The organism is Metallumcola ferriviriculae (genome assembly GCF_035573695.1).
In the GTDB taxonomy this organism is placed as follows: domain Bacteria; phylum Bacillota; class JADQBR01; order JADQBR01; family JADQBR01; genus Metallumcola; species Metallumcola ferriviriculae.
On record NZ_CP121694.1, the window covers coordinates 2,035,602 to 2,053,750 of the forward strand.

The 18,149-nt window shown below is 43.3% G+C and carries 22 protein-coding genes; 20 read left to right on the forward strand and 2 right to left on the reverse strand.

The genetic code is table 11. From position 1 onward, the window contains the following. The first annotated feature begins 59 nt into the window (after nucleotides 1–59). The 7 genes from MFMK1_RS10165 to MFMK1_RS10195 all read left to right on the forward strand — a co-directional run bounded on the left by MFMK1_RS10165 (nucleotide 60) and on the right by MFMK1_RS10195 (nucleotide 5,589). A complete protein-coding gene (locus MFMK1_RS10165) occupies nucleotides 60–422 on the forward strand; it encodes an Asp23/Gls24 family envelope stress response protein (RefSeq protein WP_366921601.1) in 363 nt (120 codons plus the stop codon). A gap of 20 nt (nucleotides 423–442) precedes the next feature. Further along, on the forward strand, nucleotides 443–2,035 hold the full coding sequence (locus MFMK1_RS10170) for a DAK2 domain-containing protein (RefSeq protein WP_366921602.1): 1,593 nt from the start codon (nucleotides 443–445) through the stop codon (nucleotides 2,033–2,035). 15 nt (nucleotides 2,036–2,050) lie between these two features. After that, entirely contained in the window at nucleotides 2,051–4,405 is a 2,355-nt protein-coding gene (gene recG / locus MFMK1_RS10175; RefSeq protein ID WP_366921603.1) for an ATP-dependent DNA helicase RecG, read from the forward strand. A gap of 125 nt (nucleotides 4,406–4,530) precedes the next feature. Then, nucleotides 4,531–4,653, forward strand: a complete 123-nt coding sequence (locus tag MFMK1_RS10180) for a small, acid-soluble spore protein, alpha/beta type (protein WP_366921604.1) — start codon at nucleotides 4,531–4,533, stop codon at nucleotides 4,651–4,653. 98 nt (nucleotides 4,654–4,751) lie between these two features. Then, complete coding sequence (locus MFMK1_RS10185) at nucleotides 4,752–4,970, forward strand: alpha/beta-type small acid-soluble spore protein (protein ID WP_366921605.1); 219 nt, start codon at nucleotides 4,752–4,754, stop codon at nucleotides 4,968–4,970. 43 nt (nucleotides 4,971–5,013) lie between these two features. Further along, a complete protein-coding gene (locus tag MFMK1_RS10190; RefSeq protein ID WP_366921606.1) occupies nucleotides 5,014–5,247 on the forward strand; it encodes an alpha/beta-type small acid-soluble spore protein in 234 nt (77 codons plus the stop codon). 171 nt (nucleotides 5,248–5,418) lie between these two features. Continuing rightward, the gene (locus MFMK1_RS10195) at nucleotides 5,419–5,589 is read left to right on the forward strand and encodes a hypothetical protein (protein ID WP_366921607.1); all 171 of its coding nucleotides are present in this window, start codon (nucleotides 5,419–5,421) and stop codon (nucleotides 5,587–5,589) included. 58 nt (nucleotides 5,590–5,647) lie between these two features. Here the strand turns inward: MFMK1_RS10195 and gpr are convergent, their stop codons facing one another. After that, complete coding sequence (gpr, locus tag MFMK1_RS10200; protein WP_366921608.1) at nucleotides 5,648–6,625, reverse strand: GPR endopeptidase; 978 nt, start codon at nucleotides 6,623–6,625, stop codon at nucleotides 5,648–5,650. Nucleotides 6,626–6,771: 146 nt separating this feature from the next. Between gpr and MFMK1_RS10205 the strand changes: the two genes are divergently transcribed. The 3 genes from MFMK1_RS10205 (at nucleotide 6,772) to MFMK1_RS10215 (ending at nucleotide 8,342) form a co-directional block, all read left to right on the forward strand. Continuing rightward, complete coding sequence (locus MFMK1_RS10205) at nucleotides 6,772–6,939, forward strand: DUF2197 domain-containing protein (protein ID WP_366921609.1); 168 nt, start codon at nucleotides 6,772–6,774, stop codon at nucleotides 6,937–6,939. Nucleotides 6,940–7,308: 369 nt separating this feature from the next. Then, nucleotides 7,309–7,851 carry a 16S rRNA (guanine(966)-N(2))-methyltransferase RsmD gene (rsmD, locus tag MFMK1_RS10210; protein WP_366921610.1) on the forward strand — a complete coding sequence of 181 codons (543 nt, stop codon included), beginning with the start codon at nucleotides 7,309–7,311 and terminating at the stop codon, nucleotides 7,849–7,851. Nucleotides 7,852–7,868: 17 nt separating this feature from the next. Next, complete coding sequence (locus tag MFMK1_RS10215; RefSeq protein ID WP_366921611.1) at nucleotides 7,869–8,342, forward strand: ATP synthase subunit B family protein; 474 nt, start codon at nucleotides 7,869–7,871, stop codon at nucleotides 8,340–8,342. Here the strand turns inward: MFMK1_RS10215 and ylbJ are convergent. Beyond that, nucleotides 8,339–9,550 carry a sporulation integral membrane protein YlbJ gene (ylbJ, locus tag MFMK1_RS10220; protein WP_366921612.1) on the reverse strand — a complete coding sequence of 404 codons (1,212 nt, stop codon included), beginning with the start codon at nucleotides 9,548–9,550 and terminating at the stop codon, nucleotides 8,339–8,341. The two genes, MFMK1_RS10215 and ylbJ, sit on opposite strands and share 4 nt — an antisense overlap. Nucleotides 9,551–9,708: 158 nt before the next feature. Here ylbJ and MFMK1_RS10225 point away from each other — a divergent pair, with 158 nt between their 5' ends. The 10 genes from MFMK1_RS10225 (at nucleotide 9,709) to fabG (ending at nucleotide 18,146) form a co-directional block, all read left to right on the forward strand. Then, nucleotides 9,709–10,521 carry a patatin-like phospholipase family protein gene (locus MFMK1_RS10225; RefSeq protein WP_366921613.1) on the forward strand — a complete coding sequence of 271 codons (813 nt, stop codon included), beginning with the start codon at nucleotides 9,709–9,711 and terminating at the stop codon, nucleotides 10,519–10,521. A gap of 209 nt (nucleotides 10,522–10,730) precedes the next feature. Continuing rightward, on the forward strand, nucleotides 10,731–11,930 hold the full coding sequence (locus MFMK1_RS10230; RefSeq protein WP_366921614.1) for an acetate/propionate family kinase: 1,200 nt from the start codon (nucleotides 10,731–10,733) through the stop codon (nucleotides 11,928–11,930). A gap of 122 nt (nucleotides 11,931–12,052) precedes the next feature. Further along, the gene (locus MFMK1_RS10235) at nucleotides 12,053–12,556 is read left to right on the forward strand and encodes a YceD family protein (RefSeq protein WP_366921615.1); all 504 of its coding nucleotides are present in this window, start codon (nucleotides 12,053–12,055) and stop codon (nucleotides 12,554–12,556) included. Nucleotides 12,557–12,572: 16 nt separating this feature from the next. Beyond that, nucleotides 12,573–12,758 (forward strand): 50S ribosomal protein L32, encoded by a 186-nt coding sequence (gene rpmF, locus MFMK1_RS10240; RefSeq protein ID WP_366921616.1) that lies wholly within the window; start codon nucleotides 12,573–12,575, stop codon nucleotides 12,756–12,758. Between the two features lie 179 nt (nucleotides 12,759–12,937). Further along, nucleotides 12,938–13,498 (forward strand): transcription factor FapR, encoded by a 561-nt coding sequence (gene fapR, locus MFMK1_RS10245; RefSeq protein ID WP_366921617.1) that lies wholly within the window; start codon nucleotides 12,938–12,940, stop codon nucleotides 13,496–13,498. A 17-nt stretch (nucleotides 13,499–13,515) separates the two neighbouring features. Continuing rightward, a complete protein-coding gene (gene plsX, locus MFMK1_RS10250) occupies nucleotides 13,516–14,499 on the forward strand; it encodes a phosphate acyltransferase PlsX (RefSeq protein ID WP_366921618.1) in 984 nt (327 codons plus the stop codon). Beyond that, nucleotides 14,496–15,512, forward strand: coding sequence for a beta-ketoacyl-ACP synthase III (locus tag MFMK1_RS10255; protein WP_366924919.1), 1,017 nt, complete (start codon nucleotides 14,496–14,498; stop codon nucleotides 15,510–15,512). Before plsX ends, MFMK1_RS10255 begins: the two co-directional genes overlap by 4 nt. Then, nucleotides 15,512–16,462 (forward strand): enoyl-[acyl-carrier-protein] reductase FabK, encoded by a 951-nt coding sequence (gene fabK / locus MFMK1_RS10260; protein WP_428846265.1) that lies wholly within the window; start codon nucleotides 15,512–15,514, stop codon nucleotides 16,460–16,462. Before MFMK1_RS10255 ends, fabK begins: the two co-directional genes overlap by 1 nt. Then, the gene (gene fabD / locus MFMK1_RS10265) at nucleotides 16,462–17,409 is read left to right on the forward strand and encodes an ACP S-malonyltransferase (protein WP_366921619.1); all 948 of its coding nucleotides are present in this window, start codon (nucleotides 16,462–16,464) and stop codon (nucleotides 17,407–17,409) included. Before fabK ends, fabD begins: the two co-directional genes overlap by 1 nt. Continuing rightward, nucleotides 17,406–18,146, forward strand: a complete 741-nt coding sequence (fabG, locus tag MFMK1_RS10270) for a 3-oxoacyl-[acyl-carrier-protein] reductase (protein ID WP_366921620.1) — start codon at nucleotides 17,406–17,408, stop codon at nucleotides 18,144–18,146. Before fabD ends, fabG begins: the two co-directional genes overlap by 4 nt. Nucleotides 18,147–18,149: the final 3 nt, after the last annotated feature.

An 18,149-nucleotide genomic window follows, 5' to 3' on the forward strand; every position in this document is an offset into this window, starting at 1 on the left:
TTCGGACTAATGTATAATGTAATTGCTTGGTCATTTGTTTTAGATGGGAGGATATGGTCATGGGAAATAGTCAGCAAGTACAAAATAATCTAGGGAAGATTAATATCAGTAATGAGGTAATAGCTTCTGTAGCCGGTTTAGCGGCTATGGAATGCTACGGTTTGGTGGGAATGGCATCCCGAAAGATAAAAGATGGGATTGTGGAACTACTGCGCGGCGAGGCACTGAATAAAGGTGTTGAAGTTATTAACTATGAAGATGGCGTAGATATAGATTTGTATATTGTAGTAAGTTATGGTACTAAAATTTCTGAGGTGGCACACAACATTATGGATAAGGTCCGTTATACGGTGGAAAAAAGTCTTGGCATCCCTGTAAAGCAGGTGAATATTAAGGTACAAGGGGTTAGAGTAAAAGAATAACGGACGAGGGGTTGACGACATTGAATGCTGAACAATTGACAAAGTTTTTTTTCGGTGGAAACCAGTATTTGCAAAAGAATAAAATGGCTGTAGACGCGCTCAATGTTTTTCCGGTTCCTGACGGCGATACTGGGACAAATATGTCACTGACCATGCAGGCGGCGGTCAAAGAAATCACGCCCGATGAACAAGACATTGGACAGGTGGCTCAGGCAGTGGCCAGAGGGTCATTAATGGGAGCGCGGGGAAATTCGGGAGTGATCCTGTCTCAGCTTTTTCGCGGCTTGGCCCAAGGAACATCAGGGGCAGAGATAAACGCGAAGCAGTTGGCTACGGCGTTACAAAAAGCGGTAGATATGGCATACAAAGCAGTGATGAGACCCGTCGAGGGTACTATATTAACGGTTGCCAAGGCATGCGCAGCAGGTGCAGCAGAGGCGGCAAAAGCAGGTGCGAACAGCTTGGAGGTAATGGAAGCTGCTTTGAATTACGGTGAAAAGGCCCTAGCCAAAACCCCGGAACAACTTCCCGTGCTAAAGGAAGCTGGGGTAGTAGACGCCGGCGGTAAGGGGCTGCTAGTTATTTTTAACGGTGGCATTAGGGCGATAAAGGGTGAAGACTTGGATGAAGAGTATCTGCCGCAGCCAGAAGTGCCCCAGGACTTCTCCGACAGGGAAGACGAACCGCTGAACCTGACATACCAGTATTGCACAGAATTCATTCTTAAAGGAAATGCCTTAGATGGAGGGCAACTGCGGCTCGTCCTTGAACCTTTGGGGGATAGTCTGTTGGTGGTGGGAACAGAAACATTACTTAAAGTACATATACATACTAATAACCCGGGCAAAGTCTTAGAATTTGTCGTGGACCAAGGAACAATCCATGATTTTAAAATGGATAATATGGAAGATCAACATCGCAGCAAGCTGCTAACTGAAGTTACGCCTCAGGAAAAAAAACCCTTAAGTGTGGTGGCGGTTGCTGTAGGTGAAGGTCTTACCGAACTTTTAGAAAACTTAGGCGTGGATAAAATTATTTCCGGCGGACAAAGCATGAATCCCAGTACCGAGGACTTAGTTGCTGCCGTTAACGAAGCTTCGGGAGACAAGGTATTGATATTGCCTAACAACAGCAATATTATCCTGGCCGCTCAGCAGGCGGCTCAATTAGCGGAAAAGGATGTAGTAGTTGTACCCAGTAAAACTTTTCCCCAGGGAATAACGGCGATGCTGAGTTTTGATGGCGAGAAAAGCATTGATAACAATCGAAGGATGATGACTGAGGCGATGGGGTTGGTTACTTCTGGTGAAATTACTTATGCGGTGCGGGATTCCAGTGTAAACGGCAGTAAAATTAAAGCAGGTGACATTCTTGGTATCAAGGAAGGCAAAATAGAAATAGTAAGTGATGAAGTTGCCGAAGTTTTGGTGGGACTTCTCATAAAGATGGTGGATGAGGATGCAGAATTATTAACCTTATATTACGGACAGCACGTCAAGCAGGAAGATGCTGAAGAATTAGCTCAGATAGTAACCGATAGATTTCCTGACTTGGAAATAGAAATTCATTTCGGCGGACAGCCGCTCTATTATTACATTATTTCTGTAGAATAACCGGGGTGATTTGAATTGTTGGACACTGTTCTCAAGGAAATGAAACAGGCGCTAATCAGAGAAAAAAAAGGTGCTTACAGCGACGCCGGTGTTTTTGGTGGATTTGCCATGTTTTTAAAGGAACAGTGCATTTTGCTGCGCAACGAGGCAAATTGGTCGGAAACGGAAAAAGCAATTCTTGATGAATTAGTAAATTTGTCAGATGTCTATTATCGGAGTGATCATCAAACCCGTGCGGAGGTATTGGCACGGGTTTCTACTCTATTAAATAAAATAACTTTACCCCCTGAAACCGTTGAAAGACCCGTTATAGGTCATTGGGGGCAGGGGAATTTTATATGGCAGGAAGTGGCTGTAATAAAAGGCGTCGGTACCAAACGCCGACAACAACTTCAGCGCTTGGGCATTAAAAAAGTATTTGATTTAATTTATCACGTGCCGCGGCGCTATTTAGACAGATCAACCATGAAAAGATTCCGACAATTGAATGTTGGCGTTGAAGAAACTCTTAGGGTAAAAGTGCGCTCTGTAGAATTGCTGCAGCCGCGTAAGAGGCTTAATATACTTAAAGCGCTGGTCTATGACGGGGAAAACTATGGTGTCGCCGTTTGGTTTAACCAGAGCTATTTACGGGCCAAACTTCGACCGGGTCTCGAACTAATTATTACTGGTAAAGTACAGCTAAGCAGTGGGCGGTGGGAAGTTATCGTAACTGACTATGAAATACTAAATGCAGCTGAGGATGAACCGGTTCATACAGCCAGGATTGTGCCAGTTTATGGGGTTACTGAGGGGATTAGCCAGCGCATTATGCGTCAACTGATTTTTCAAACGTTGAATTTGATTCCCTACTACAAGGATTTTCTTCCCGAAGAGCTGCGCACTAAATATAATTTAATTGATTGGCGCCAGGCCCTATGGCAGATACATTTTCCTGATGATTGGTCATCTTTGAAACGAGCGAGGCAGCGATTAGTTTATGAGGAACTATTTTTAATGCAAATGGCTGTATCACAGCGCTATATACGCAGTGAGCGCCGCAGTGGAATTGCCCATACTAATGAAGGACAATTATGGCATGACTTTGTTCAATCTTTACCATTCACCTTCACTCGTGCTCAACGTAGAGTACTTAATGAAATTCGTAAGGACATGGGTCAGGCACAGCCTATGACACGTTTACTGCAGGGTGATGTGGGGTCAGGCAAAACAATTGTTGCGACAGCTGCAGCAGTTAAGGCGGTGGCCAATGATTATCAGGTTGCGGTGATGGCACCTACCGAGATTTTAGCCAGACAACACTGTGAATCTCTTAACGCCTTATTTGAAGATTTGAATATTAGGGTAAGCTTGGTTAGCGGTAGTTTGTCTGCTAAAGAGAAGGCTAAAATTTATCGGGATATCCAGCGGGGTGAGATAGATGTTGTTGTAGGAACACATGCACTTATTCAAGAAACCGTTCAGTTTCATCGCCTTGGGCTGGCAGTAGTTGATGAGCAGCATCGTTTCGGGGTGATGCAGCGGGATGAATTGCTTAATAAAGGGGATAATGCCGACCTTTTGGTTATGACAGCGACGCCTATTCCTCGAACATTGTCATTGACCCTTTATGGAGACTTGCAGGTGTCCGTAATTGACGAGTTGCCACCGGGCCGGCAGAAAGTAATTACCCGGTGGGTAGGTGAAGAAAGGCGGGAAAAAGTACTGAGCTTTATTGGTCAAGAAATGAACGCGGATAGACAGGTTTATGTTGTCTGTCCTTTGGTAAGCGAATCAGAGAAACTGGATTTAGCGGCTGCAGAAGAAACCGCGCATTTGTTAATGGACCGCTTTAAAGATTTTAACGTTGGTTTAGTACACGGTAAAATGAAATCTACGGAAAAAGAGATGTATATGCAGGGGTTCTACCGGGGAGAAATTAACCTGTTGGTTTCAACAACGGTAATTGAAGTAGGGGTGGATGTGCCTAACGCGACTGTAATGATGGTGGAAGGAGCAGAACGATTTGGTTTAGCCCAACTCCACCAACTACGTGGTCGTATAGGGCGCGGAGAACATCGTTCATACTGTATCCTGATGGGTGATCCCAAAACCGAAGTAGCACGAGAACGTTTGCAAGTTATGGAAAAGAGTGATGATGGTTTTGTAATTGCGGAAGAGGATTTACGACTTCGCGGACCCGGCGAAATATTCGGTACCCGCCAACACGGTTTGCCGGAGTTTAAGGTGGCGGACTTAATACGCGATGCAGAAGTAGTTCAACAAACATTCGACGATGCTCGGAAGCTTGTGCAAAACAAATCTAACTACCAACTGGGGATTTTTTCAGAGCTGATAGCATTGCGTTTCGGGAATGCAAAAATTTCGTAACATCAATAACATTACAAAAAAAGGCTTAACCAATTTGGTTAGGCCTTTTTCAATGTTACGTGATAATGTTTCCAGCATAGATTATTTTTATACGAGCACAATAATAAATGAGGTGACGATTTAAGATGAATAAGAAAGAGGAGAAAAGTATTGATGGCCAATTAGAAAAGTTTAAGCACGAAGTCGCTCAGGAAATGGGCATTCAACAACGCAACAACAAAAGGAAACCTAGTACCAATAAAAGATAGTCCTGTCAGTTCATACAAATACTTCTAGCAACAACAAAGTATAAAAACATGTCTGCGAGCAATACTAAGATTACAAAGCCGCAAAGGAGGTGAGCACAATGGCAGCAGGACAAAAAACTAATCAATTAGTAGTTCCTCAAGCACAAAAAGCAATGGATCAATTTAAGTATGAGACTGCAGCTGAAGTTGGATTGAATTGGACAGGCGGATATGGTGGCGACATCCCCTCCAGACAATGGGGTGCAGTCGGTGGTCATATGGTTAAAAAGATGATTCAAGCATACGAACAAAATCTAGCTGGTACAACCCAGCAATAACCCTTAAATAAAATTAAATTTTTTCAAGGAGGTGAATTAGCAAATGGCAGCTGGACAAAAAACAAACCAATTAGTCATTCCTCAGGCTCAACAAGCTATGGAAAAATTTAAGCAGGAAACTGCTGCTGAAATTGGTATCCAGAATTATTCAGGTTACCTAGGCGATGTTCCTGCAAGATTGAATGGTGCAGTAGGCGGCCACATGGTTAAGAAAATGGTTCAAGCCTATGAACAACAATTTGCCAACCAAAGTGGCCAACCTAATACACTACAGTAATCTTTTGAACAAGCGGGTCAAATGTGGCCCGCTTTTGCTTTACTTCTTATCTTCATTTTGCGCTTTTTCGAACTTTATTATTCAGTTTATCAGCTAAAAAAACAGCAAAAAAGTATTTCTAGAATGAAATTTGCCGTTTTTAGAAAAAATAATACTGAAAGGAGGGTGAGCATGGTAAAAGATTACAAAATGCCTGTCCCAAAAAGACAGGTAACTAAAAAAGCAGATTTGGAATTTGCTGCTGAACTTTTGAACCAAAAGACGGACAATCAGTTAATGGAATTTGCCCAAGAATATGAGGGAGATGTAAGACCAAAATTTGAAATTTATCCAGGAGAGTAAAAAAAAGTAAAATAAAAAAATGGCCCCAAAACGAAAAGAAGGAGGCCATTTTTTTGTTTTATTGAAGAAGAGTCAACGCTTCTTCTTGTCCGACACCGGAATGAAGACCTTGATTAAGCCCTAACGCGATAGTTTTAGAAATTCTGTCAATGAGGTCATCAATCTCTTTTGGCGTCACTGTTAAATTACCTTCGAAGGGAGCAAGAACTTCGTTTACACTTTCTTGAACTGATTCCTGGTTAATCGTTCCTTGGAGGGAAGGGTTTTTTTCCAAAGCTTTGTTAAATGCTTCAAAAGCAAAAACTGCTGCATGGACGACTGTGGGAACCCCTATTGCAATAACCGGCACTCCCATGGACTCAAAATTAATCCCTTTGCGTTGGTTACCTATGCCAGAACCAGGGTTAATCCCAGTATCGGCAACTTGAATAGTAGAGCTGATTCTTTCTACTGCACGGGCTGCTAAGGCATCAACAGCAATGATCAAAGCCGGTTTAGTCTTTTCTACCACACCTTTTATAATTTCTGCGGTTTCGATCCCGGTAATACCTAACACACCCGGGGCGAGTGCTTCAACCGGACGGAGCCCTCCCTGCACAGCATCTGGAGCATATTTGTACAGATGACGGGTAACCATACTTTGATTGATTACTCGTGGGCCCAGTGCATCAGGCGTAGCGTCCCAATTGCCCAATCCAACCAAGAGTATTAATGCATCTTCGTTGAGCTTAAAATTTTCTATCATCATTTCTAATTTTTCTGCCAAGACTTGACTTACTTCCTGTTGAACTCTTGAGTCATTATGTCTGATGTCTGGGGCATCAATGGTAATATAGTTTCCTTGTGGTTTGCCAATCATTTGTGCGCCTTGGGCATTTAAGATGCTTACTGTTGTTACTGAGCAGAACTCATGATCTTCTTTGCTTTCTTTCACTCCTTGAATTTCCTTTTGGGCGTCTCCTCTCAACAGCTCATGAGCTTCAACTGCCAGATCCAAATTTACGCCCATTGTTTTTAAATAAGCTTTAGCTTCCAATTTTCATAACCTCCTTTTAGATGTTGGTTTTAGTATAAGAAGGACAGTCTTTTTCTATACTCCGCAATCAGTACATGGATGCATGGCAGGAAAAGGCAGCAGTGTCGTAGAAATAATATTTAAAAAGCTGTGGGGAGGATAAAAAGTTGGAAGTTAGATGCGCTATCTGTAGTAAAAAAGAAGAAATTACTAAAATCCATAAGGACTTTCAAAGGATTAGGCAAGAACCCAAACTGGTATATATTTGTAGCCAATGTAGTAAAAAAGTAAAATATCAAGCCCGGGAGGAACAAAAGCCTAAAAAACCACTTTAAAATATTGAACTTTTAGCAGTAAATAAATAGAAAGGCGACTGAAGTCGCCTTTCTTGGGAGAGGAGAAACCGGAGGAAGAGCTCATGGGGGAGGGTTATTTTAGGAAAAAAATAACCTCTAAGCCCTTCTTGGTTCATTCATATTATGGACTCCGAGTTGAGAAAATATACGGTAACCATAGAAAAAATAAAAAATACTTTGTAAAAATGTTAGCTTTTTAAGAGGTAATGAACTGTTATTCCGGAAAGTACAGACAAATTATATTCGTTGCGATTTTTAATGGTCGAATTAAGGGTAAAATATCTAATAATATATCGAGTATGAATGCCAAATTATGTTATAATTACATGTGGTTAGAGGTGAGGGCAGTTGCGTGTTATTGCCGGCAATGCTAAAGGCAGACGATTGAAGGTGCCCAAAGGACTTAAGACCCGTCCCACTGGCGACCGTGTAAAAGAGGCAATATTTAATATCATAGCGCCGGACGTTGCCGGGTCTCGTTTTCTAGACCTATTCGCCGGTAGTGGTGCGATGGGTATTGAAGCTTTAAGTAGAGGAGCAGTTGAGGCAGTTTTTGTGGAAAATGACCGTGCAGCTGTTAACAGCATCAAAGCCAACCTTGCTGTCACTGGCTTTGTAGACCATGCTAATATTATCACTGCTGATGTATTTCCCGCATTGACAGGACTGTGCAGCGTCTTTGATTTGGTATATATTGATCCGCCATATGCTAAACAGTGGGGTAAAAAAACGATAGAGGTCTTGATAGCGAATCAACTAGCGGCACCAACTGCTACTATTATGCTAGAAATAAGATCCGGGGATGTTATACCGGACAAATGCGGTAATTTTAATCTGTTGTCCCTAAGAAAATATGGGGATACATCAGTTGGCTTTTATAGAAATAGTTAAATGGGGGAGGTCTTTTCATGGATCAGTTGGAAGGAGCTTTACAACTGCTAGATCAAATGGAAGAATTGTTGGCTAATTCAACCCGAGTACCAATTACCGGGAAAGTGGTCGTGGACCAAGATCTGATATTGGATATATTGGACAAGGTGCGGGCAAAACTGCCTGTGGAGTTTCGAGAAGCTCAACAGGTGAACAAGGAAAGACAAAGGGTAATGAAGGACGCGAAACAAGAAGCTGAAAGAATTTTGGAAGAGGCCCGTTCTCGTATCAACCGGATGATTTCTGAAGAAGAGATTATGAAAAAAGCACAGGTGCAGGCGGAAGAAATGGTCATTCAAGCGAAAAAAACTGCACAGCAAATTCGAGAAGGGTCAACAGTTTATGCTGATGATGTTATGTCTAATTTAGAGTCTAACCTGGAAAAGACTCTTTCCGTGGTACGCAAGGGGCGGCAGGAACTAAAGAGCAGTAAGGCAAGGTCTGCTAGCTAGCGTACTCGAAAGCCAAATGTATTTTGCCAGATGGCAAGCAGTAAAGACAATACGGCGGCGCCAAACATTATCGTTATAAATGTGGCTAGCTGGATTAATATTGTTATCCAAAGGGGATTTTGCGCAGCGATATAATCTATTTGGCCCACCTGGTTAAACACCGGAGTAGCAGGGCCAAAAAATATAACAAAATATATGGTTGCGAGCAGGCCTTGGCCAAAACGGCTTAGTACAAATGGCCAGAGTCGCAGGTCAGTATCCGAAATGATGCTGGCCACTTGGGCATGTACCGAAAGACCGCTCCAGCCCATCACCATACTGACTGCTATCAATTGTTGGTAAAGAGGCACATGGATTTCGCTGGCTAATTTAGAGCCCAGAGTAACCTCGAAAAGTCCGGCGGAAAGTGATGTCGATAGTTGGGCATCTAATCCGAGGCTTGTAAGCACTTTGGCTAAGAGAATTGATATTAACGGGATAACTCCCAATTGTATCAGTACCTGTAGTATAACGGAAAACAAGATTATAAAGCCGCCAATGGAGCTGAGGGTAGCCATAGATTTTTTAATGGCAGTTCCCAATAGTTCACCCAATGGCTTTTCGTTTTTTTGTTGTACCGCTAACATTGCTTGAATGCTGCGTCTCACTATCTTCTTTGTGGAAATGTTCCGATCTAGCTTTTCCGGATCATTATAGCCATAAAATCTTAGCAATAGGCCAATACTTAAGTTTGCGCAATAGTGAGCCGAAGCGAGAATTATTCCTAAGCGGGGATTATTAAACATACCAATCGACACAGCTCCAAACATGAAAAGAGGACTGGCATTGTTTGTAAACGAGATTAACCTTTCTCCTTCTATTCGGGTGCAGAGGTTATTTTTTCTTAAATCTACAGTTAGTAGTGAGCCAATTGGAAAACCGGACGTATAACCCATGGCCATAACAAACGCACCATTACCAGGGACATTGAAAATAGGTTTCATTAAAGGTTCTAATAATACTCCAAGAAAATGAACGATACCAAAAGACATCATTAGGTGAGATACTATGAAAAATGGTAATAATGCAGGAAAGACAATATTCCACCAAGCGTCCAGGCCGCGTTGGGATGCTTCAAAAACCTCTTGGGGGTAAGCAATCATTGATACTGCAAAGATAATAACGCATAGGGCATATATAACTCCTTTTAAAGGTTTTTTCCGGGGCATGGTGTATCACCTAAATTTCTTTTAATTCAAAGGTTATTGGTTAAGTTATAAGTTTTGGGGATTAAATAAAACTTGTAACTAATATATTGATATTAGGATGGGAATAGACCAGTGTATTTCCCTAGGTTTTAGGGTAAGAATAACGGTGAGGTGGAAGAATGTCATTGAATAAACCACGAGTTGGTTTGGCACTTGGAGCGGGCGCGGCGCGAGGGTTGGCCCATATTGGCGTATTACAGGTGTTGCAGGAGGAAAACGTACCTATTGATTTAATTGCCGGCAGCAGCATAGGTAGTGTTTTTGGCGCAATGTTAGCCTGCAGGCAGGATTTTCACCGTTTGGAGAGATTAATACTTGAAATTCGTCAAAAACAATTCATAGATATTTCAGTTCCTCGTATGGGTTTGTTAAAGGGAAATAAAGTCGAAGAGATGCTTCGTCTACTAACGCATAACAAGAATTTCGACCAACTGGACCTACCGCTATTTGTGGTTGCTGTAGATCTGGTTAAAGGGGAAAAGGTAATAATAAATGAGGGAAATGTGGCAGAAGCTGTACGAGCCAGTATTGCCATCCCCGGAATATTTAAACCGGTATTGGCAGGTGGACGTGTCTTAGTGGACGGGGCTGTGATGGATAGGGTGCCTATCGCTGTTACCCGAGAGCAGGGTGCAGAGATTGTAATAGCGGTGGATGTTAAATTTGGTGGCTCTGAAAGAAAAACCCAGCAGGTAAACAATATTTTCGATGTGATATTATTGAGCTTGGACTTATTGGACAGAGAATTGGCTAGTCGTTTTATCATAGAAGCAGATGTATTAATTCAACCAGATCTTAGCGATATTAATCCCAATAACTTTGATGATGCTCATAACGGCATCATCAGGGGTAGGGCTGCGGCAAAAGAGATGCTTCCCAGCATTAAACAATTAATATCAGAACCAAGACCGGTCCGAAACAATAATAAATAATATATTTAAAGGTTGTTTAAAAAGTCCAGTGCATAGAAGACTTGCCAGCTTTGCTGGTTTAGTCGCGCTTGTGCTCTTGAGTGCATAGAAGACTTGCCAGCTTTGCTGGTTTAGTCGCACTTGTGCCCAGGGGGTGCTTGAACTTCTTGCTCCTGCTACGATGGACTTTTTTAACACGAACTTTAAGAACTTGGAAAGAGAGGTATACGATGAAAGTTTTAGTAATTAACTGTGGCAGTTCTTCTTTGAAGTATCAGTTGTTTGACATCGCAGATGAAAATGTGCTAGCTAAAGGATTGGTTGAGCGGATCGGTTCAGATGCTTCTCAACTTACTCATCAACCCAAAGGAAAAGGAAAATATGTTCGTGAAACTGCGATAGGTGAGCATCAAGCGGCTATTAAAATGGTTATGGACTTACTTACTGATGCTCAGTACGGTGTTTTGACCGACATTAGAGAAATTGAAGCAGTGGGGCATAGGGTTGCTCACGGCGGCAATGTGTTTTCACGCTCCGCACTCATTGATGATGAAGTTAAGCAGGGGATCAGGAAATTAGCGGAACTTGCACCCTTACATAATCCACCTAACCTTCTGGGCATTGAGGCAGCGGAAAAAATACTGCCGGGTGTTCCTCAAGTGGCAGTATTTGATACTGCTTTCCACCAAACCATTGAGCCGGAAGCATACATGTACAGTTTGCCGTATGAATTATATGAGAAATATGCGATTAGAAAATATGGTTTTCATGGAACCTCCCATAAATTTGTTGCCCAAAGAGCCGCAGAACTGATGGGTAAGGAACTGTCTCAGATAAAGGTAATAACCTGTCATTTGGGCAATGGAGCCAGTGTGACAGCAATTGATGGTGGTGTTTCTAAGGATACCAGTATGGGATTTACACCGTTGGAGGGCCTTACCATGGGCACGCGTTGTGGTGATTTGGACCCGGCCATTGTTCCTTTTCTAATGGAAAAGGAAGGCTTAGATACTACCGGTATAAGTACTTTACTTAATAAAAAGAGCGGTGTGTTGGGCCTGTCTGGAGTTAGCAGTGATTTCAGGGATATAGAGCAGGCCGCTTCCCGGGGAAATGAACGCGCTCAATTAGCTATTGATGTGTTTGTTCACGATGTCAAAAAATATATCGGTGCTTATGCAGCCATACTTAATGGAATTGATGCTTTAGTGTTTACTGCTGGTTTAGGTGAAAACTCTCCAGAAGTTCGTGATGCTGTTTGTATAGATATGGATTATCTCGGTATTGGATTGGATAAAGAGAAAAATGGTATCAGGGGCAAAGAGATGGAGGTTTCCGCAGCAGACTCAACGGTAAGGGTTTTCGTCATTCCTACCAACGAGGAACTTATGATTGCCAGGGATACCAAGAGGCTAGGACTTGACACTTAATAAAATTGTTCTGTATAATACTCACTGTGCTATATATGGATGCAAATTTATTGTTTATACTAGTTTAGGGACTTTTTGGTCAGGTTTGTCGCCTCTTTATTTAGGAAATGAGGTGTTAATTGGTGAAACTTGAAATTAAGGAATTGTTAAAATTCCCAGGTAGCGAGGAAGTATTTGAATTTAACGAAAACTGGGATTACCTGGAAACGGGGCAAGGGATAGTTAAATTCGCTTCTTCAGTATCTTTTTCGGGGAAGGTTACGAATATTGGTAATAGCGTGCTTGCCAAGGGTGATGTAACGACCCGGGTTACGCTAAAGTGTAACAGGTGCTTGAAGTTGTTTGAGCACGATGTTGCCGTAGATTATTTGGAGGAATTTTGTACTCCGGATGAGGAAGAAAATGAAGACTGTATTGCTTACGACGGTGAGGTAATAGATTTTCGCCCATCGGTTGCGGAAAACTTGATACTGGTTTTGCCCATGAAGTGGCTATGTAATGTAGAATGCCATGGTATTTGTTCTCAATGCGGGCAGGACTTAAACGAAATCAGGTGTGACTGTCGGGAGGAAAAGGTTGACCCCCGTATGCAAGCGCTTCAGAAATTTTTCGAAGAGAAGGAGTAGGAAGGAGGGAGAAACTTTGGCTGTACCAAAGCGAAGACAATCCAAATCCAGGACGAATAAGAGAAGAAGTCAATGGATGAAAACTGGAAGTCCCCAATTGGTTGAATGTCCCCAGTGTCATGAGTTAAAGTTACCCCACCGGGTTTGTCCCGAGTGTGGTTACTACAAGGGAAAAGAGGTTGTAGCACAGCACGCCAAATAAATGTTGCTGAAAGCAAGGGTCTTTTAGGCCTTTGCTTTTTTTTGTCTGAAAAGATTCTTCTCCTTTGATTTGCTGAGGTTTTCTATCTATATGGATTGAAATCCCAAATGAAATAAAGTATACTATAAATTGTTAGTAGGTTATAATACCTGGTACTACATAAAAGGTGGGATTTCGACATGCGAGGTAAATCCATGTCACGCCGAGAAAGGCAGGAACGTTTAGGTATATACTTGAAGCATAATCCGTTTGCCACCGATGAAGAATTGGCCCAGAGGTTTAAGGTGAGTATTCCGACTATTCGCTTAGATAGGAGTGCGCTGGGTATTCCCGAATTGAGGCAACGGGTCAAACATGTGGCAGAGGAAGCTTATACCGAAATTCGTTCTATGCATGAGACGGAATTAGTAGGAGAACTGGTGGATATAGAATTGAATAATAGAGCAATTTCTATTATGGAAGTTACAGAAGAGATGGTCTTGGAAAAAACTAAAATATTGCGGGGACATCATTTATTTGCTCAGGCCAACTCTTTGGCTGCAGCAATTATTGATGCCAATGTGGTACTTACAGGCAGTTGTAGATTAAGGTTTCTGAAACCGGTTAGCTTAAATGATAAAGTTATTGCTAAAGCAATTGTTAAAGTGAAAAAGACTAATTCGGCATTAGTTTCGGTATACTCTAGAGTAGATAAAGAAATGGTATTTCGGGCACAGTTAATTCTGTTAATGCAGTGCTAAGCGGAGGTGAGGGTAACATGCGAATAGCAGTAGACGCCATGGGCGGCGATAACGCACCGGAGGAGATTGTCGCCGGAGCGTTATTGGCGAGAAATGAACTTGGTTACGATATTACGCTGGTTGGCGATGAACAAAGGATGAGAGAGCTGCTTCCCTCGGATACAGACATAGAAATACGCCACGCAACTGAAATAATACATATGGATGAAGCACCTGCGGTAGCGGTTCGTCGTAAAAAAGATGCATCTATTGTGGTTGCAACGAAGTTAGTTAAGGATGGATACGCCGAGGCAATAGTATCTGCAGGAAGCACAGGAGCACAAATGACTGCGGCCCTCTTTGATCTTGGTAGAATAAAAGGTATTAAACGTCCGGCTATTTCTACTCTGTTTCCAACGGCTAAAGGACCCAAGGTCTTGTTAGATAGTGGTGCTAATGCTGACTCTAAGCCGGAAAACCTGGTGCAGTTTGCCCATATGGGCTGCATTTACGCGGAAAAGGTTTTAGGAATGGAAAACCCTACTGTTGGACTGTTAAACATCGGTTCTGAAGAAGGCAAGGGAAATGAGTTAACTGTCGAAACCTATCAGCTTCTAAAGAACGAGTCATTAAATTTTATCGGTAACGTTGAACCGAGGGACATTACTATAGGGAACGTTGATGTGATGGTATGTGACGGTTTTGTGGGAAACATCGTCTTGAAACTGGCTGAAGGGCTGGGAACCTTTTTGATGAACGCAATAAAAGACCAATTGACATCTACATATCGATATAAAATTGGTGCCGCTATGGTTGCACCCGGAATTAGAAACATTAAAAAGCTGATGGATTATAGCGAATATGGTGGTGCGCCGTTGCTGGGGGTTGATGGTGTTAGTATTATTAGCCACGGAAGTTCTGATGCCAAGGCTATCAAAAACGCTATTAAAGCTGCTGGGGTTTGCGTAAACAACGGTTTTGTAGCGTCAACAAAATCAAGATTGCGAGGAGAAGATAAATAGTGTTTTCAAGAGGTGTAGGAATTTTAGGTACTGGTTCTTATCTGCCGGAAGAGGTAATTACCAATGAAGATTTGGAGAAAATAGTTGAAACCAGTGATGCTTGGATAACTTCTAGGACGGGTATAAAGGAACGCCGACGGGTGGCTGCTCATCAAGCTACATCTGATTTATGCTATCAGGCCGCATTAAGAGCATTGGATAGTTCCGGCGTATCCGCGGATGAATTGGACTTGATAATTGTTGGCACGGCTAGCCCTGATATGCTTTTCCCATCAACTGCTTGTCTGCTACAGAATATGTTGGGAGCCAAAAAAGCCGCAGCATTTGATTTGGAGGCCGCCTGTACAGGATTTATTTATGGCTTGGCGGTAGGTAGTCAATTTATCGCGACAGGAATGTATGATAAAGTGTTAGTAGTAGGAGCTGATACACTTAGCCGTCTGCTAGATTGGGAAGACCGTAACACATGCGTTTTGTTTGGCGATGGCGCAGGGGCATGTGTTCTGGGTCAGGTAGAACAAGGACAGGGCATCTTATCCTTATATCTTGGCGCTGACGGTGGCGGCGGCGATTTGTTGAAGCTGCCTGCCGGAGGGTCGCGCCTCCCGGCAAGTGAGCAAACTGTTGCTGCGAGAGAACATTTCATCAAAATGAGTGGAACCGAAGTTTTTAAGTTTGCAGTAAGGGTAATGGATGAGGCTGCCAAGAAAGCCCTAGAACAGGCAGGGATAACTAAAAAAGATATAGATTTTTTAGTACCGCACCAGGCAAATATTCGGATTGTTGATGCAGCAGTTAGGAGATTAGATCTTTCACCTGAGCGGGTATATGTTAACCTTGATAAATACGGTAATATGTCCGGAGGCTCTGTTCCGGTGGCTTTGGACGAAGCAGTAAATGAAGGAAAAATTAAGAACGGCGATGTAGTTTTGCTTGTTGGTTTTGGCGCCGGCCTTACCTGGGGGTCAGTAGTAATGACCTGGACCGGGAGCACCGTGAGGGGGGGAAAATAATGAAAACAGCGTTATGCGATTTATTGGACATTCAGTACCCCATCATTCAAGGAGGAATGGCGTGGGTTGCTACGGCAGAACTTGCAGCTGCGGTTTCCGAAGCGGGCGGCTTGGGTATTATTGGTGCAGGTAATGCACCGCCCGAGGTTGTTAAGGAACAAATCAGAAAGGTCCGCGAAAAAACTAAAAAACCGTTTGGGGTAAATGTTTATTATATGTCGCCTTATCTTGAGGATATTATGGATCTTATTGTTGAAGAACAAGTTCAGGTAATTACCACTGGTGCGGGAAACCCTGGTAAACATATCGGCAGACTTAAGGAAGCCAATATAAAAGTGTTTCCTGTGGTTGCGTCGGTAGCGCTGGCAAAAAGATTGGCCAGAGCCGGGGTGGATGGTTTGATTGCTGAGGGAATGGAATGCGGGGGGCATATTGGTGAGATTACCACCATGGCACTTGTACCTCAAGTTGTGGACGCTGTCGACCTGCCTGTGATAGCAGCCGGTGGTGTTGCAGACGGAAGAGGACTCGTGGCAGCTTTGTCGCTAGGAGCAGTAGGAGTACAGGTAGGCACCCGATTCGTGTGTGCTGAGGAATGTATAGCTCACGAGAATTATAAAAAGGCTCTTCTTAAGGCGAAAGACAGGGATACCGTTACTACCGGTCCTGAAGGGCATCAGGTTAGAGTGTTGAAAAATAAACTTACTAGAGAGTTCGCTAAATTGCGGGCTGATGGTGCGTCTTTTGAAGTTTTTGAAGAATTAGGTGCTGGGAAACTTAGAGCTGCGGTGGTTGAGGGCGATATTGAATACGGTTCGCTGATGGCGGGTCAATCTGCAGCTATGGTTAAGAATGTGCAGCCTGCGAGGAAAATCATTACAGATATGATTTCTGAAGCTGAAAAAGTTGCTTCAGATTTGGCAGGTATGCTAAGAGGTGATACTTTATAATGGGTAAATTGGCTTTCTTGTTTCCCGGACAGGGCTCCCAATATGTGGGTATGGGTGGCGAGTTGGCCTCATCCTATCGGGAAGCGTTGGATGTGTTCAAGAAAGCAGACGAAAAATTGGGACATTCCTTGTCAACATTATGTTTTTCTGGGCCCGAGGAAAGGCTGATTCTGACAACAAATACGCAACCAGCAGTGCTGACCACAAGTATTGCTGCACTTGCTGTAGTCCGACACCATGGTCTGCCTGAGCCCGATTTTGTTGCTGGCCACAGTCTTGGTGAATATACCGCATTGGTTGCAGCAGGAGTGATTCCCTTTGAAGAAGCTGTAACATTGGTGCGACAACGTGGATATTTCATGGAAGAAGCAGTTGTTTCCGGCGAAGGAACTATGGCTGCGGTTCTCGGATTACCTGAGGATGTAGTGTTGAACATATGTAATCAAGCCCGCCCATATGGTGTTGTGGAACCTGCCAATTATAATTGTCCGGGGCAGGTAGTTATTGCTGGTGAAACCACCGCTGTTAGAAAAGCGGGGGAGATTGCTATGAATGAGGGCGCTAAGCGAGTGGTACAGCTATCGGTAAGCGGTCCCTTTCATTCAAGTCTTATGGGTGGTGCAGCAGGAAAGCTTGCCGACGAGCTAGCTACAATTGAATTTAAAGACCCTAGTATACCGGTGATCAGTAATGTCAATGCTCAAGCAGTCTCCATGGGGCAAGAAGCCAGATCAATGCTGGTTGCTCAAGTTGACCATCCGGTGCAGTGGCATGAATCCGTGGAGATGCTGTTAGCGAACGATGTTGACACCTTTTTGGAAATTGGTCCTGGCAGGGTACTAGGTGGTTTGGTTAAAAAAATCGATAAAAAGGCAACCGTTCTAAATGTTGGGGATTTATGCAGTCTCGAAAAGACAATAGCTTATTTTAAAGAGGTGAAACAATGAGTGTGGCGGGTAAGGTAGCTTTGGTAACAGGGGCGTCTAGGGGTATTGGCCGGGCTACAGCAATTAAATTAGCTGAGGCAGGGGCTAAGGTGGCCGTTAATTACACAGCCAATGAAGCAGCTGCAGAAGAAGTGGTCAAGGTAATTAGGGACGCAGGGGGAGAAGCGTTTAGTGTGCAGGCTGATGTCAGTTCTGCCCAAGATGTAGTGGGAATGATAGCCAAGATAAAAGAAATGTTGGGTGACGTAGATATTCTGGTCAATAATGCTGGTGTAACGGCCGACGGATTACTGCTTCGCATGAAAGAGTCTGATTGGGATAAAGTGGTGAATACTAGCCTAAAAGGAACCTACCTTTGTTCCAAAGCTGTTTTAAAATCTATGATGCGCAGTAGATGGGGCAGGATTATCAATTTGACATCAGTGGTTGCTTTGACGGGCAATGCCGGTCAGGCGAACTACTCAGCAGCTAAAGCGGGTATAATTGGTTTTACCAAATCAATGGCCAAGGAAGTGGCTTCCCGCAACATTTTAGTTAATTGCGTAGCGCCTGGCTATATTGAAACGGACATGACCGCTGAGTTGGGTGATGAGGCAGCAGGTGAACTAAAAAATCAAATTCCATTGGGCCGTGCAGGCAGCCCTGATGATGTTGCAGGGGTGGTAATATTCTTAGCATCTTCAGCGGCGGGGTACATTACCGGTCAAGTAGTTCCAGTGGACGGGGGTATGGTATAAACA